Here is a 14,678-nt window from a genome sequence, read left to right as displayed (position 1 = left end):
CGCGCCTTTTTTATTCAACCAATCTGCACCGAAAGCATACTCAGCGCGGCCATTTCAATCCCATCGATCGGCACCGAGATTGGCTCTTTACCATCCCAGCCACCCAGGACATACAGCAATGGCAGGTAATGCTCCGGCGTCGGATTCGACAATGCCGCACCTTCGTGCTGCATAAAATTCACCAGCGGGTGATGCTCGCCTTGATAATCCAGGTGATCACGTACGTACTGGTTGAATGACTCCGCCCAAGGATACGGGCTGGTGTCACCCAGCCATTTCACCATGCGCAGGTTATGCACCACGTTACCGCTGGCCACGATCATAATGCCCCGATCACGCAGCGCCGCCAGTTTACGACCCAGCTCAAAATGGTATTCCGCTGGCTGAGTCCCATCGATGCTCAGTTGCACCACCGGAATGTCGGCTTGCGGGTACATCTTGATCAACACGCCCCAACTACCGTGATCCAAACCCCATTCGCTGGTATCGGCAATCACCTGAACCGGGGCCAGCAAACTTTGCAACTCTGCCGCCAGCTCTGGTGAGCCCGGTGCCGGATACTGCGTATCAAACAGCGCCTGCGGGAAACCGCCAAAATCGTGAATAGTTTTTGGATGTTCCATCGCCGTCACTGCCGTCCCACGAGTGTACCAGTGGGCAGACACAGCAACGATCGCCTTTGGCCGTGGCAATTGCTCACCCAACGCACGCCAGACCTGGGTATAGCGGTTATCTTCCAGCACGTTCATCGGGCTTCCGTGACCAAGAAAGAGTGCAGGCATACGAGAGGTGGTCATAAAACATCCTTGGTTAGCGTGATAAGTGTTCTGCTGACTACATTACGCTGTTTGCCTTACCAAGGCAGCCGGATAACCCTGATGGTGATCTTCAAGAAATTTGAATGGCTGGAACGATTGAAACCATCAGCCAAATCCACTCGATTTATGCCTTGGCTCTGTTAGTATCCACAAAGCCATACCCTATGGATTTCAAGCTGCAGCTAGGCGACAAGCTTACCCATCCCCAGAAGCTTACTATTGTAAGTGACTGGGGTGGGTAAGCGCAGGTAACAACGCTGCTGCTTGAAAGACGACGGGTATTTTTATTAGCATACAAGGAGAATGCATGTCTGTACCGCTGATCCTGACCTTGTTAGCCGGAGGCGCTACCTTTGTCGGTGCCCTGCTCGGCATTATTGGCCAGAAGCCCTCCAACCGCCTGCTGGCGTTTGCGCTCGGCTTTGCCGCAGGGATTATGCTGTTAATTTCATTGATGGAAATGCTGCCAGCTGCGCTGCATACTGTCGGCATGTCGCCAATGCTTGGCTACGGCATGTTTATGTTCGGGCTGTTAGGTTACTTTGCGCTGGATCGCATGCTGCCACACCAGCACCCGCAAGACCTGGTGCAAAAGCCCATCAAGCCCCATAACCTGAAACGCACCGCCATGCTGCTGACGCTCGGCATCAGCCTGCACAACTTCCCAGAAGGGATTGCCACCTTTGTCACCGCCAGCGCCGATCTGGAACTGGGGATGGGCATTGCGCTGGCTGTTGCCATCCACAATATTCCTGAAGGCTTGGCGGTCGCTGGGCCAGTGTATGCGGCAACTGGCTCTAAAACCAAAGCGCTGCTGTGGTCTGGTATTTCCGGAATGGCAGAAATTCTGGGTGGCGTACTGGCCTTCCTGGTACTCGGCCCGATGGTTTCACCGGTGGTGATGGCATCGATTATGGCTGCGGTGGCCGGAATTATGGTGGCGCTGTCGGTAGATGAATTAATGCCATTGGCCAAAGAGATCGACCCACACAATAATCCAAGCTACGGCGTGCTGTGCGGCATGGCGGTGATGGGATTTAGCCTGACGTTGCTACAAAGCGGCGGCATCGGTTAAACAATTTTAAGCACAAAAAAGCCGCTTCATCAGCGGCTTTTCATTTCAGTCAGCGACTCAGCTGGCTTTCTTTTCGTGCGACTGGCGATAGGCCACCAGATCTTCGATAGTCAGCACCACCATGTCATGCTGCTTGGCAAAGGTGATCACTTCCGGCGCATGTGCCATGCTGCCATCATCGTTAGTCAGCTCGCACAGTACGCCAGCGGGTTTGAAACCGGCCATTGAGACCAGATCGATGGTCGCTTCGGTGTGACCACGGCGGTTCAATACGCCACCAGGTTGAGCACGCAGCGGGAACACGTGGCCAGGGCGGTTCAAATCGCTCGGCTTGGCACCGTCTGCAATGGCCGCACGGATGGTCGTCAGGCGATCGCCTGCCGATACGCCGGTAGTCACGCCCTGCGCCGCTTCAATCGTCACGGTAAAGGCGGTCTGGAACTGGCTGGAGTTGTTGGCGACCATCATCGGCAGCTCAAGCTGCTGGCGACGATCTTCGGTGATACACAGGCAAACAATGCCGCTGCCGTGGCGAATGGTCAGCGCCATCTGCTCAACGGTCATAGTTTCTGCGGCGAAGATCATGTCACCTTCGTTTTCACGGTTTTCATCATCAAGCACCATCACACCGCGCCCGTTGCGCAGTGCATCAAGAGCGCGTTCAACGCGTTCTACCGGCGTGCCGAAATCTGAAAGTAGAGTCTGATTCATGGTAAAAAACCTCATTAAAATTATGGATTACCAGAACCAGGGCGATCTTGAGGAGTGGCTATGCCAATAGCCAAAAAAATAACGCAAGCAGGGCATACGCCCGACAGGTGTCGTTACTCTCTCCCATCCGGACTATAACCGTCGGCCCCGGAATTACACCGGATCTGCTGACCTCTAACCCACTCCTGAGAGATAGGTTGAGCGCTCGCGGGCTTTCACCGTGAATGGTGATTTACCGCCGGTGGGGACTTGCACCCCGCCCTGAGAATAAGCATATCGACTATAACCCCATCGCTTTAGTGTTTCAAGCCATCCGGTCAGGTAATAAGGGATCGCGCAGCAAACACGGTAATGGTTTATCCGGCGAGCAACTCGCATTACACTAAGGCTGTGTCCCTCAATTGACCGTGGCGCCGTCGCAGACACAAAAGCCCGTAATCAAGGCGAAGGGTGCAGGGCCTAGTGGGTCTAAGCTCAAACCCGACAACGCAGAGTACAGGCTTTTGGGGCGCGCCCCTTCGGGCTGGGGTCATTTGAACGCGTATCTGCGTTTCTCCCCGCTTATTTGGGACCACCAAACTGCACGGCTCGTGCCTTGCCACGCGTCCAAATGACCTCCAGCGGCGCTCACGTGCAATTGAGGGACACAGCCTAAATCCAGCCACCAAATATCAGAAAGGGAAACGCCATGATTGACCCGAAAAAAATTGAACAGATCGCACGCCAGGTCCAAGAGTCGATGCCTAAAGGCGTACGTGAATTCGGGGAAGACGTTGAGAAAAAAATCCGTCAGGTGCTGCAAGCGCAGTTGACCCGCCTGGATCTGGTTAACCGCGAAGAATTTGACGTGCAGACTCAGGTCCTGCTGCGCACCCGTGAGAAGCTGGCATTGCTGGAACAACGTCTGACCGAACTGGAAGGCAAGCTGAACACCGCGCCAGCAACCAAGCCAGCAGACGAATAAGTTGTTGTAAGGGGCGCACCAGTGCGCCCTTAGTGCTTAGAGACCACCGTCTGCGCTTTACGCGGCAACACCAGCCAGATCAGTACCAACATCGCCAGCGCATATAGGCTTTTCCAGCCGATAATCACCAACAATAACAAACACAACGCGGAGCCAACGATCGCCATCAACCGCGAGCGCCCCTGTAAGATCCGCCAGCCCGCCAACATACACAGCAGATAAACCAGCACGAAAATGCCATTGGCATACACCAGCAGCGTATCTAGCGGCAGCTTCAGGGTATAGATCAGCAAAGTGAACAGCAGACAGCAACCTACCACCGCGCTCAATGCATTGACCGGCACCTGACCCGCAGAGAGTTTAGCCAGCCCGCTCGCGGGCTTTTCCTGGGCCTGAGACCAGACCAGGCGGGCAAAGCTCTGGGTGTAGATATTCACGCTGGCAAAACAGGCCAGATAGCCGATGATGCAGGCAATCCACAGCGCATGTTCGCCAAACAGTTGCACCACGATCCCCGGTAGCGAAGCGGCCGCCGCCTGATTTTCGCCGTAAGCATGGAAGTGCAGCACCGCTACGGTACAGCCCCAATAGACCGCCCCCGCCACCAACAGCCCAAGCATTAACGCACGTGGAAAGTCCCGCTCTGGATGGCGAAACTCGGTCGCCAGATGAGCAAATGCCTCCAGCCCGACAAAGCACCAGAACATCACCGCCAACGCGTGGAACATATTAGGAGGAGAAATATCGCTGACCGCTGGCCATGGGATATGGGAAGGAGTAATGCCGCCTTGCCACCAGATCGCTCCAACCAGAGCTATCACCAGAATGGCAATCAAGGTCTGAATATTGGCACTGGAACCAGCGCTGCGTGTGCCAAGCAGCCAAATCACCACCAGCGTGACAATTTGCACCAGCAACAGGCCGTTGGCATCCCAACCAAAGGTAGCCTGCCAGAACCCTGCGGCGATTTGTAATGCGGCGGGCAAGCCCACGGGGATCACAGAGAGGAACAGCCAAGCGGTTACCTTTGCCATGCGTGGCCCAAAGGCCAGGCCGACAAAATGCGCGGCACCACCGGCACTGGGGAAATGACGGCCCAAAGCCGCAAAAGCGATGGCGATTGGGAACACCAGCACAATCAGTATTGGCCAGGCCCACAGGCTATCGCCTCCCGCCACCTGCGCCGCCAATGCCGGAACGGCAAAGACCCCGGTACCCAGCAGTGAAGTGGACAATAACCCAACGCCCTGCGCTAAACTCAGCTCCTGCTTTAGTCCACTCACTGCAAACCACCCTGTTTACCCGTCGTCTTTCAAGCTGCAGCGTTGTTACCTGCGCTTACCCACCCCAGTCACTTACAAAAGTAAGCTCCTGAGGATGGGTAAGCTTGTCGCCTAGCTGTGCCGTACAGGGATGTACAAATGCCGCGAGCGCATGGACGCGCAAGAGCGGCCAACTTGAAATCCATAGGGTATAGATATACAGATAAAGTTAACCACGACCATCCTTGATAGCCTTGATGATGTTGGTGGTGGATAACCCATCCTCAAAGTTCAGTACCCGCACATCGCCACCGTTGGCCCAGACTTCGGCACTGCCGGCAATCTCATGCGGTTGGTAGTCACCGCCCTTCACCAGCAGATCCGGCAGAACTTCGGCGATCAGGCGCTGCGGCGTATCTTCTTCAAACGGCACTACCCAATCCACGGCTCCCAACGCGCCCAATACCACCATACGGTTTTCCAACAGGTTAACCGGGCGGGTTTCCCCTTTCAGCCGTTTGGTTGACGCATCGCTGTTCACTGCAACGATCAGACGGTCGCCCAATTTGCGCGCATTCGCCAGGTACGAGACATGGCCTGCGTGCAGAATGTCGAAGATGCCGTTGGTCATCACCACTTTCTCACCGCGTTGGCGCGCCTGCGCTACCGCTTTTTTCAGCTCGGCTTCTGTCATTACACCAAAGCCGGTTTCGGCGCGGCCACGAATGGCGTTTTCCAGTTCAACTGGCGAGACGGTCGAGGTGCCCAACTTACCTACCACCACACCGGCGGCGGCGTTGGCCAGGAAGCAGGACTCTTCCAGCGTATTACCCGCAGCCAAGGCGGCAGCCAGTACACCGATCACCGTATCACCGGCCCCGGTCACGTCGAACACTTCCTGCGCCTGAGTTGGCAGATGCAGCGGCTCACGGCCCGGCTGCAGCAGCGTCATCCCCTGCTCGGAACGAGTAATCAGCAGTGCAGACAGTTCAAAGTCCACCACCAGCTTCATCCCACGCTTAACCAGTTCCTCTTCACTTTCACAGTGACCGACCACGGCCTCAAATTCGGACAGGTTTGGGGTCAGCAGCGTGGCACCACGGTAACGTTCAAAATCGGTGCCTTTCGGGTCGATCAGTACCGGAACCTTCGCAGCACGCGCCAGTGCGATCATGCCCTGCACCTTGCTCAACGCGCCCTTGGCGTAATCCGACAGCACCAGTGCGCCAATCTGCGGTAATGCCTGCTGGATACGCTCCATGATCGGCTGCGGATCGACGTTGGAGAAACCTTCCTCGAAGTCCAGGCGGATCAGCTGTTGGTTACGGGAAAGTACGCGTAGCTTGGTGATGGTCGGGTGTGTAGGCACCGAGACAAAGTCGCAGCGCACATTGACTTCATTGAGCTTGGCACTCAGCGCACGCGCCGCGTCGTCGATCCCCGTCAGGCCCACCAGGCGCGAATTGGCACCCAGCGAGGCGATGTTCATCGCGACGTTAGCCGCACCACCGGGACGCTCTTCGATGGTCTCAACCTTGACTACCGGCACCGGCGCTTCCGGTGAAATACGGCTGGTCGGCCCATACCAATAACGATCCAACATGACGTCACCAACCACCAACACACCGGCGCGGCGAAAATCAGGTAGTGTCACTTTCATCCGATAACTCCAAACAAGTCATAAAAATAAATTCGGCAGATATTAGCATAATAGCCTGCAATACCCGTAAAAACTGCCTACCAGCGCAATGCTTCGGCAAACGATACGTCTCCCTCAGCCCAGCCATTTGCTCCAGCTGATACGCACCTGCTCACGCTCGGCAGCAAACAGCTCGCTGCTAACCTTGCTGGAGTGTTCCTGCAACGCCAGGTGGTGGATCTCATCACGCATGGTGACATAGGCCTGAGTTAATGCCCTGGCTTCGTCTTCCGGCATGATGTCGTAATTGGCCATCAGCTCAAAGATACGCACGTTATCCGACCAACGCGTCAAGCGCGGTTCGCCTCCGGCATAACCTAAGACCAGATATTGGGCGATAAATTCGATATCGGTGATCCCACCTTCGTCCGCTTTGATATCAAACAGATCGCGCTGTTTGCTGCCCAGATGGTTGCGCATTTTCTCACGCATTTCACGCACCTCCTGCTGCAGCTTGTTCACTTCACGCGGTTTGCACAAAATTTCGCGGCGGATCGCATCGAACTGCTGATGCAGCGCCGGATCGCCATACACAATGCGCGCACGCACCAGAGCCTGATGCTCCCAGGTCCAGGCTTCGTTACGCTGATAATCGGCAAAGGCTTCGACGGTGCTGACCAACATCCCGGCAGCACCAGAAGGACGCAGACGGGCATCCACCTCATAGAGAATGCCGGAAGAGGTGCGGGTGCTGAACAGATGCATCACCCTCTGTGCCAGGCGCAGATAGAACTGGCGGCCATCGATGCAGCGATCGCCATCCGTCATGACATCTGGTGGGCAATCCAGCAGGAACACCAGGTCGAGATCCGAGCTGTAGCCCAGCTCCCAGCCCCCCAGCTTACCGTAACCGATCACCGCGAACCCTAACCCCTCCCGTTCATGCAGATGGGTCGGCTGGCCGTAGCGCGCGACCATGTCTTTCCACGCCTGCTGCACCACCGCATCAATGATCGCCTCGGCCAGATAGGTTAAGTGATCGCTCACTTTCATCACCGGCAGCGCCTCGGCGATATCCGCAGCGGCAATGCGCAAGTGTTGTGCCTGTTTGAACTGCCGCAACGCTTCCAACTGCTGCTCTTCATCGTCTTCCGGCACCCGCAGGCGGTATTGGCGCAGTTCGCTACGATAGGCATCCGGGGCCACCGGTTGGTACAGCGTGGCCGGATCCAACAGCTCATCGAGCAACAGCGGATAACGCGCCAGTTGGCTGGCCACCATCGGTGATGCGGCACAAAGGCGGATCAGGTGGCTGAGAGCGGCATGGTATTCCACCAGCAGCTCAAGGTAGGTAGTTCGGGTCACGATGCTCAGCAACAGCTGGGTCAGACGCGCCAGAGCCGTGGCCGCATCAGCGCGCGAACACACTTCTGCCAGCAAGCGTGGCATCAGTTGATCCAGCACGTCACGGCCACGCGGGCCAATGGTGCGTTTGTCCACGTCGTGGCGGAAGTCGGCGATAGAACGCAACATTTGCCGCCGCGCCTCTTCGCCCAGATGGGGCGTCAGTGGCGCTAACTCGTTCTCGTCCAGCGCATCCTGCCACAGGCTGTGATAATGCTGGTAGTTGGGATCTTCACCTACGTCAGGGCTATCGTCGCCGATCAGGTCATCAAATACCGCACGGACCTGGCGCATATGCTCTTCCAGCACCGTCATCAACGACGGCCAGTCTGGCTGATCCATTCCCCAGGCCAGACGCGCCTGATCCAACTCGTCCTGCGGCAAGGTTTGCGTCTGCTGGTCGGCAATCGCCTGCAACAGATTCTCCAGCCGCCGCAGGAACAGATAGCCATTACTCAGCTCAGCGACCTGCTGCGCGGTCAGCAACCCCAGTTCGCCAACCGCCTGCAACGTCGGCAGCAATGAGCGCCCCTGCAAGCTAGGCTCACGCCCGCCACGGATCAGTTGGAAGACCTGAGTGATAAATTCGATTTCGCGGATACCACCGGCACCCAGCTTGATGTTGTCCTTCAGCCCCCGCCGCCGCACCTCGCGGGCAATCATGCCTTTCATATTACGCAGCGACTGGATCACGCTGAAATCGATATAGCGACGGAACACGAATGGCCGCAGCGTCTTGCGCAGCTCTTGGCTGTAGGCATCTTCATGCCCCCCCATCAGGCGCGCCTTGACCATCGCGTAGCGTTCCCAATCGCGCCCCTGCTCCTGGTAATAATCCTCCAGCGCAGCAAAGCTCATCACCAGCGGGCCGCTATCACCAAATGGCCGCAGACGCATATCGACACGGTAGACAAAGCCGTCAATGGTTTGCTGATCCAACGCTTTGATCAGCCGTTGCCCCAGACGGGTAAAGAATTGGGCGTTATCCAACTCACGCCGCCCGCCCTGAGTATGACCGTTTTCCGGATAGGCAAAGATCAGATCGATATCAGAGGAGAAATTCAGTTCACCGCCGCCGAGTTTGCCCATCCCCAGGATCAGCAATGGCTGCGGCACGCCATCGGTATTGCAAGGCGTACCCCACTCGCGGCAACAGGTTTGATAGAGCCAGTCACGGGCGCTGACGATCAGCGTTTCTGCCAGGACACTCAGCTGTTGTAGCGTTTCTTGCGTGGTACATAATTGCTGAGCCTGCGCCCAGGCAATACGCACCAGACTCTCACGACGGAACAGACGCAATACGCGCATTAGCTGCGCTTCGTCCTGCACCTCTTCAAGCTCATCCTGCAACCAGGCGGCATAGTGCTGCCACTCATCGGCCAGCGGCGGTTGCTGGCGTAACGTTACCAGCCATTCAGGATGGCCGAGCAACATGTCGCTGACAAAATCACTCGACGCCAGAACGCTTTGTTCTACGGTGCTGAGCATCGACTCCGCGCCCTGAGTTTCCTGAAATCGCTGCACGATGTTCTGTGCCTGAAGCTGTAACGCAGCAGAGAGTGGCAACATAATGAATGACCCGTTCTGTGGCCTGCAGCCCGGCAGGCCCGCTGGAGTTAACGAACCGCGCCGTTTAACCAGAATGGCGCATGGGATAATGCCTGTTTGCGGCTGGCTTCATACCAACCCTGTCGACGCTCGGCAATGGCTGATTGCAGCTCACGCCAGCTATCGATATACGGCCCGGTTTCGCTATCCGGATAGGCACCAGAAAGCAGGATAAACGCCAGCACCTGGCGCGTCAGGCGTGGCAGCTGCTCTTGATATTCATCTTCATTCAGGGTGCGCGTAAAGGCTTCTTTCAGTTCTGAAGCGCTACGGCCCAGCATGATATCGCTAAAACGCTTGAATGAACCATCCAGCTTAGCCTGCGATTTGGTATCGATAAACGGTCGCCATGCGCCGGTGATCAACCACGATGTGAGTGCCAACTTACATTGCAGATACTCCGTGCCGTAGCACAGCTCCTGCGGCTGGGTGGTTTTATCCACCAGCAAAGGTTCCAAAGCCGTCAGCCGAGCGCGCAGATCGGTGCTTGCCTTGCGCGGAACCAATCCGCCAAAGATCACCAACGCCTGGCGGATCAGACCGATCGCTTCCATCACCGCGCGACGTGCCTGCTTGTCGCCACGCAGCCACAGCTCTTCGTGATACTGCCAATGGCTCAGCGCCAGCTCGAAAGCAGCCACCATGCCCTGTTCTACCGTGGATTTAGGTGCCGGCTTCAGCACACTTAATGGACGTAGCTCACGCTCGGCATTGCCCTGCGCCAGATGATAGCCCCGAGCCGCTTTGCTGAGGCTGCCCTGGCGTAAACCACCTTGTTCCGCTAACGCGGCTGCCAATGCCAGCAAATCAGCAGTCTCACCGCTTTTCAGCTCCAGCTCCAGCTCGCATAACGGTTCGGCCAGTTCACCCGCACGCACTTCGCCCTGGTCGAAGCCAATCTCAATCTCGCTTGCACCGTAAGTGACCACCCACTTTTCACGCACAAAGTCGGTGCGGAACAGCGGCTGCAACGCCTTTTGCAGCGGAGCCAATTTACAGCCCTCCGGCCAGATATCCGCCGGGAATTTTTTTAGCGCCAGCACGGGCTTGGCGATGGCGACGTTATATTCCGGCCGCTGGTGCAGCCCACCCACCACCGAACCGGCGGTTTTGATGGTCATCTCATAGCTATCGTCAAAACCGCGAATACGCAGGCCCATATCATGGTTGCGCAGGAAGTTGTCGGCAGTTTCATAGTAGATATTGGTCAGCTTCTGTGGCGCAGAATGCTGATTGGGCCAGGCGGCAATCCGCTCCGGAAGGGTGGCAATCGCCGCGGGGGAAACAATAAACTTCAGTTCTATTTCAACGCTCATAATTCTTTTACACCAATAGGTTAGGCATTCGCGTGAGTCTTCACGGCGGCGGAGTCTGCCGGCCGCACTCAGCCCGACGACGCACAGTGAGAGTATCTTACCGCGATTCCCCCTGACTTGACTCTGCCAACTGCAGAAAAAACCTGTTAGGTTATAGAAAGCTGCGCAACTGAGGGGATTTACCATAGTAAGATAGTTCCCATTCCGGTTTTGGCGTTGCGCCGTCAGACTGAACACTCTACTATCGTTCCATAAATCCACGCAGAAACGATGACATAATGCAGAAATTACGCCTGATTTGCCTTGCCGTGCTAAGTTTTAGCATCACTTGGGGCGCACATGCCGAAGATAAACGCTATATCTCCGATGAATTAAATACTTATGTCCATAGCGGCCCAGGTAACCAATACCGTATCGTCGGCACCTTGAATGCTGGTGAAGAAGTCACGTTGTTGAGCGTCAATGACAGCACCAGCTACGGCCAGATCCGCGATTCCAAAGGACGCAGCGTCTGGATCCCGCTGAATCAGCTTAGCCAGACGCCAAGCCTGCGCACCCAGGTGCCAGAGCTGGAGCAACAGGTGAAAACCCTGACCGACAAACTGGCCAATATTGATAATAGCTGGAACCAGCGCACCGCCGAAATGCAGCAGAAGGTAGCCGCCAGCGACAGCACCATCAGCGGCCTGCAGCAAGAAAACCAGGATCTGAAAAATCAGCTGGTTGTGGCGCAGAAGAAGGTGAATGCGGTGAATCTGCAACTTGACGACAAACAGCGCACCATTATTCTGCAATGGTTCATGTACGGCGGCGGCGTTGCCGGCGTTGGTTTGCTGCTCGGTCTGGTGTTGCCACACCTGATCCCACGCCGTAAGAATAATCGCTGGATGAACTGAGTTCTGTTCCGCCAGTTTAAGCGCCTACGGGCGCTTTTTTATTGCCTGGCGCATCCTCCGCCCAATTGATGTAATCTGATCAAACGAACCACCTATATACCCTATGGATTTCAAGTTGGCCGCTCTTGCGCGTCCATGCGCTCGCGGCATTTGTACATCCCTGTACGGCACAGCTAGACGACAAGCTTGTTCATCCCCAGGAGCTTACTTTTGTAAGTGACTGGGGTGGACAAGCGCAGGTAACAACGCTGCAGCTTGAAAGACGACGGGTATACCGCATTTAGGAGTTAAACCGTGAAAACTTACCTGGTCGGCGGTGCCGTCCGTGACACCCTGCTCAACTTACCGGTGTTTGATCACGACTGGGTGGTGGTCGGCGCAACGCCTGCCGATCTGTTGGCTCTTGGCTATCAGCAGGTGGGCAAAGACTTCCCGGTATTCCTCAATCCGCAAACTCATGAGGAATATGCGCTGGCCCGCACCGAACGCAAATCCGGTCAGGGTTACACCGGGTTTACCTGCTACGCCGCACCGGACGTGACGCTGGAAGAAGATCTGCTACGACGCGATCTCACCATCAACGCCATGGCACGGGGTGATGATGGTGAATTGGTTGACCCGTATAACGGCAAGGCCGATCTCGATGCCCGCCTGTTGCGCCATGTCTCCGACGCTTTTGGCGAAGATCCGCTGCGAGTGTTACGCGTGGCGCGTTTTGCTGCCCGCTTTGCTTCCTTGGGCTTTACCGTCGCCCCAGAAACCAGCGCGCTGATGAAGCAGATGGCCGAGAGTGGTGAACTGGCCTCCCTGACGGCGGAACGCGTGTGGAAAGAGACCGAGAAGGCGTTACAGAGCCAGAGCCCACAGGTGTATTTCCAGGTACTACGCGACTGCGGAGCGTTGAAAGTTTTGTTCCCAGAAATCGACGCCCTATTTGGCGTGCCGGCACCAGAGAAGTGGCACCCGGAAATTGATACCGGCGTACACACGCTGATGACGCTGGCGATTGCCACACAGCTCAGCCCCGAGGTGGATATCCGTTTCTCGGCGCTGTGCCACGATCTCGGTAAAGGCATCACGCCGCAAGAACTCTGGCCGCATCACTATGGCCATGGCCCTGCGGGCGTCAGGCTGGTTGAGAAACTTTGCCAACGGCTGCGAGTGCCTAATCCAGTACGTGAACTGGCAAAGCTGGTGGCGGAGTATCACGATCTGATCCACACGGTCAACAAACTGCGGCCAGAAACGCTGTTAAAACTGTTTGATGCCATCGATGTGTGGCGTAAACCGCAGCGGCTAGAGCAGATGATCCTTACCAGCGAAGCTGATGCCCGTGGGCGTACCGGTTTTGAAAACAACCCTTATCCTCAGGGCGATTACCTGCGTCAGGCCTATCAGGTCGCCAACGCGGTTTCGGTCAAAGAGGTGGTGGAAAGTGGCCTGCAAGGGCTGGCGATCCGCGACGAGGTCAAACGCCGCCGCCAGCAGGCCTTGGCAGAATGGAAGAAACAGCAGGAGCCTCAGCCTTAAGTTAAACGGGCGCAGCATTGCAGCGCCCCGTTGTAAGCCCGGTAGAAGGTTTGTCAGCACTCTCAGTGGGCAGAGCCCACTATTCTATTGAAAATGAAAAACGTTCGGGCCAGATGGTGAGATTACATAAAGACCATGTACACCGCCGCCGCAACGACAAAGCGGTAGATGGCAAACGGCACAAACGAGATACGCTTGATCAGCTGCAGGAAGGTCTTGATGGCGATTAGCGCTACCACAAACGCGGTAGCGAAACCGACGGCAAACATCGGCAGGTCACTGAGCGTCAGGAAGTGCAGGCTCTTGTACAGATCCAGGCCGCTGGCCCCGAGCATCATCGGCACCGCCAGAATGAAAGAGAATTCAGAGGCCGCATAGCGGCTCACGCCAACCAGCATACCGCCCGAAATGGTAGAGCCGGAACGAGAAAAACCAGGCCACAGCGCCAGACACTGGAAGCAACCGATCAAAAATGCCTGCCGATAGGTAATATCATCCAGCCCGACCGCGCGCGGCTTTTTCGGTTTCAGCCATTCGGCGGCCAACAGCAACAGCCCCCCAACGACCAAGGCATACATCACGTTTCTCGGTTCAAACAGGGATTTGATCACATCGTGGAAGATCAGCCCCAGGACAACCGCCGGGATCATCGCCAGCAGGATATGGCCTAGCTTCAGCCGCCCTGCCGTGTGCCCTTCATGGGGTACCGGTTTGCCGCCAAAGTGAATGCCGATCAGGCCAAACAAACGGCGCCAGAACACCACTACTACCGCCAGGATCGAACCCAGTTGAATAATAACTTCGAAGGTTTTCGCCTTATCGCCGGTAAACCCCAGTAACTCACCAACGATAATCATGTGCCCAGTCGAAGAAACTGGCAGGAACTCTGTCAGCCCTTCAACTACCCCAAGCACGAATGCCACAAACAATGAATGCATGTCCGCCATCAGACCACTACCCCATTTCAAAATTAACGCTATTAAAGGTACAAGCACAAAAAAGCGGCAATGTTCAATACCTTGCCGCTTAAACAATTCTAGTTACAGACCAGCATATCGGTCTTTAGTTGCATAAAGGTGACAACTTGTCAGGCTGGGCGCTGGCCGCGTTCGATGATCACCCCAACCCGGCTGGCGTGCGCGACTGCACCCGGCTTGCTGACCTTAATACGGACCCAGGGAGATTTAAAGCGCCGTAGCAAAATTTCGGAAACCTCCTCTGCCACACGCTCCACCAACGCAAAACGATTGTGCTGCACATGCTGAATGACCGCATCGCTGATATCGGCATAGCTCAGGCAATCATTCACATCATCGCTGGCGGCCGCCTGGCGGTTGTCCCAGGCCATTTCGATATCGAACACCAGCTTTTGTTGAATGGTTTGTTCCCAATCATAAACGCCAATGGTGGTGATCACGGTAAGCTCTTCAATAAATACGATATCCATCACGTCAT

Annotated in this window: 12 protein-coding genes and 1 riboswitch; of the genes, 4 read left to right on the top strand and 8 right to left on the bottom strand. The window is 56.0% G+C overall.

The features are described 5' to 3' along the window. Positions 1–14: 14 nt before the first annotated feature. A complete protein-coding gene (ygiD, locus tag KAJ71_RS10125; RefSeq protein WP_248945589.1) occupies positions 15–797 on the bottom strand; it encodes a 4,5-DOPA-extradiol-dioxygenase in 783 nt (260 codons plus the stop codon). Positions 798–1,125: 328 nt separating this feature from the next. On the opposite strand from ygiD, the gene zupT reads away from it, so the two are divergent. Further along, entirely contained in the window at positions 1,126–1,893 is a 768-nt protein-coding gene (gene zupT, locus KAJ71_RS10120) for a zinc transporter ZupT (RefSeq protein ID WP_248945588.1), read from the top strand. A 57-nt stretch (positions 1,894–1,950) separates the two neighbouring features. On the opposite strand, the gene ribB is transcribed toward zupT, so the two are convergent. After that, a complete protein-coding gene (ribB, locus tag KAJ71_RS10115; RefSeq protein ID WP_248945587.1) occupies positions 1,951–2,604 on the bottom strand; it encodes a 3,4-dihydroxy-2-butanone-4-phosphate synthase in 654 nt (217 codons plus the stop codon). A gap of 111 nt (positions 2,605–2,715) precedes the next feature. After that, positions 2,716–2,877: riboswitch (FMN riboswitch) on the bottom strand. A gap of 415 nt (positions 2,878–3,292) precedes the next feature. On the opposite strand from ribB, the gene ubiK reads away from it, so the two are divergent. After that, entirely contained in the window at positions 3,293–3,568 is a 276-nt protein-coding gene (gene ubiK / locus KAJ71_RS10110; RefSeq protein ID WP_248945586.1) for a ubiquinone biosynthesis accessory factor UbiK, read from the top strand. Positions 3,569–3,597: 29 nt separating this feature from the next. Here the strand turns inward: ubiK and yjeH are convergent, their stop codons facing one another. From yjeH to KAJ71_RS10090, 4 genes are all read right to left on the bottom strand, one after another. Beyond that, the gene (gene yjeH / locus KAJ71_RS10105; RefSeq protein WP_248945585.1) at positions 3,598–4,851 is read right to left on the bottom strand and encodes an L-methionine/branched-chain amino acid transporter; all 1,254 of its coding nucleotides are present in this window, start codon (positions 4,849–4,851) and stop codon (positions 3,598–3,600) included. A gap of 208 nt (positions 4,852–5,059) precedes the next feature. Beyond that, positions 5,060–6,490, bottom strand: coding sequence for a bifunctional D-glycero-beta-D-manno-heptose-7-phosphate kinase/D-glycero-beta-D-manno-heptose 1-phosphate adenylyltransferase HldE (gene hldE, locus KAJ71_RS10100; RefSeq protein WP_248945584.1), 1,431 nt, complete (start codon positions 6,488–6,490; stop codon positions 5,060–5,062). 114 nt (positions 6,491–6,604) lie between these two features. Next, complete coding sequence (gene glnE / locus KAJ71_RS10095; protein ID WP_248945583.1) at positions 6,605–9,442, bottom strand: bifunctional [glutamate--ammonia ligase]-adenylyl-L-tyrosine phosphorylase/[glutamate--ammonia-ligase] adenylyltransferase; 2,838 nt, start codon at positions 9,440–9,442, stop codon at positions 6,605–6,607. A gap of 47 nt (positions 9,443–9,489) precedes the next feature. Beyond that, positions 9,490–10,797, bottom strand: coding sequence for a CYTH domain-containing protein (locus KAJ71_RS10090; RefSeq protein WP_248945582.1), 1,308 nt, complete (start codon positions 10,795–10,797; stop codon positions 9,490–9,492). Positions 10,798–11,075: 278 nt separating this feature from the next. On the opposite strand from KAJ71_RS10090, the gene KAJ71_RS10085 reads away from it, so the two are divergent. Together KAJ71_RS10085 and KAJ71_RS10080 are read left to right on the top strand one after the other, a co-directional pair. Continuing rightward, entirely contained in the window at positions 11,076–11,693 is a 618-nt protein-coding gene (locus KAJ71_RS10085) for a TIGR04211 family SH3 domain-containing protein (RefSeq protein WP_248945581.1), read from the top strand. 294 nt (positions 11,694–11,987) lie between these two features. After that, the gene (locus tag KAJ71_RS10080; protein WP_248945580.1) at positions 11,988–13,223 is read left to right on the top strand and encodes a multifunctional CCA addition/repair protein; all 1,236 of its coding nucleotides are present in this window, start codon (positions 11,988–11,990) and stop codon (positions 13,221–13,223) included. 122 nt (positions 13,224–13,345) lie between these two features. Here the strand turns inward: KAJ71_RS10080 and bacA are convergent, their stop codons facing one another. Next, positions 13,346–14,170 carry an undecaprenyl-diphosphate phosphatase gene (gene bacA / locus KAJ71_RS10075; protein WP_248945579.1) on the bottom strand — a complete coding sequence of 275 codons (825 nt, stop codon included), beginning with the start codon at positions 14,168–14,170 and terminating at the stop codon, positions 13,346–13,348. Positions 14,171–14,310: 140 nt separating this feature from the next. Beyond that, the gene (gene folB / locus KAJ71_RS10070; protein ID WP_248945578.1) at positions 14,311–14,670 is read right to left on the bottom strand and encodes a bifunctional dihydroneopterin aldolase/7,8-dihydroneopterin epimerase; all 360 of its coding nucleotides are present in this window, start codon (positions 14,668–14,670) and stop codon (positions 14,311–14,313) included. Positions 14,671–14,678: the final 8 nt, after the last annotated feature.

This window comes from Serratia silvae, from assembly GCF_023282985.1.
Taxonomy (GTDB): domain Bacteria; phylum Pseudomonadota; class Gammaproteobacteria; order Enterobacterales; family Enterobacteriaceae; genus Chania; species Chania silvae.
The sequence above is the reverse complement of the archived record's forward strand: the minus strand, read 5'-3'. Positions and strand labels throughout refer to the sequence as shown.

Excerpts from the sequence above, each read along its gene's own strand:
- ygiD (WP_248945589.1), bottom strand. The coding sequence starts at position 797 with ATGACCACCTCTCGTATGCCTGCACTCTTTCTTGGTCACGGAAGCCCG.
- zupT (WP_248945588.1), top strand. The coding sequence starts at position 1,126 with ATGTCTGTACCGCTGATCCTGACCTTGTTAGCCGGAGGCGCTACCTTT.
- ribB (WP_248945587.1), bottom strand. The coding sequence starts at position 2,604 with ATGAATCAGACTCTACTTTCAGATTTCGGCACGCCGGTAGAACGCGTT.
- ubiK (WP_248945586.1), top strand. The coding sequence starts at position 3,293 with ATGATTGACCCGAAAAAAATTGAACAGATCGCACGCCAGGTCCAAGAG.
- hldE (WP_248945584.1), bottom strand. The coding sequence starts at position 6,490 with ATGAAAGTGACACTACCTGATTTTCGCCGCGCCGGTGTGTTGGTGGTT.
- glnE (WP_248945583.1), bottom strand. The coding sequence starts at position 9,442 with ATGTTGCCACTCTCTGCTGCGTTACAGCTTCAGGCACAGAACATCGTG.
- KAJ71_RS10090 (WP_248945582.1), bottom strand. The coding sequence starts at position 10,797 with ATGAGCGTTGAAATAGAACTGAAGTTTATTGTTTCCCCCGCGGCGATT.
- KAJ71_RS10085 (WP_248945581.1), top strand. The coding sequence starts at position 11,076 with ATGCAGAAATTACGCCTGATTTGCCTTGCCGTGCTAAGTTTTAGCATC.
- bacA (WP_248945579.1), bottom strand. The coding sequence starts at position 14,170 with ATGGCGGACATGCATTCATTGTTTGTGGCATTCGTGCTTGGGGTAGTT.
- folB (WP_248945578.1), bottom strand. The coding sequence starts at position 14,670 with ATGGATATCGTATTTATTGAAGAGCTTACCGTGATCACCACCATTGGC.